Below are 266 nucleotides of genomic sequence, written 5' to 3'. Positions count from 1 at the left end.
CGGGCAATGCTGAACAGCTTGAGAAGCAATTGAAACTGATGGAAGAACAATTGGGTATCGTTCAATATCTTTTTCCAACAGCTATTGTGATGGTAGGAGCTATTTTTTCTTTCCTCAGTTACCTTATCGCTAAGCCGCTCTTAAGGCGATTCTCCCCCGATATTCCTAATCTAAAGCCTTTTAGAGAGTTGAAGTTTCCGCAAAGTGTTGTAGTGCTGTATTTAATGATCGTCATACTTTCATTTTTGCCTTTAGAAAAAGGCCAA

Annotated in this window: 1 protein-coding gene; it reads left to right on the top strand. The window is 39.5% G+C overall.

Going from position 1 to position 266, the window contains the following annotated elements; genetic code table 11:
* Window positions 1–266, top strand: a 266-nt coding sequence (locus CF394_RS14115; RefSeq protein ID WP_133079853.1) for a DUF2232 domain-containing protein, incomplete at both ends; no start/stop codon positions are given.

Origin of the sequence: Tetzosporium hominis (assembly GCF_002265435.1) — a bacterium.
Classification (GTDB): Bacteria; Bacillota; Bacilli; order Bacillales_A; family Planococcaceae; genus Chryseomicrobium; species Chryseomicrobium hominis.
This window is presented reverse-complemented; position numbering and strand designations above follow the sequence as displayed.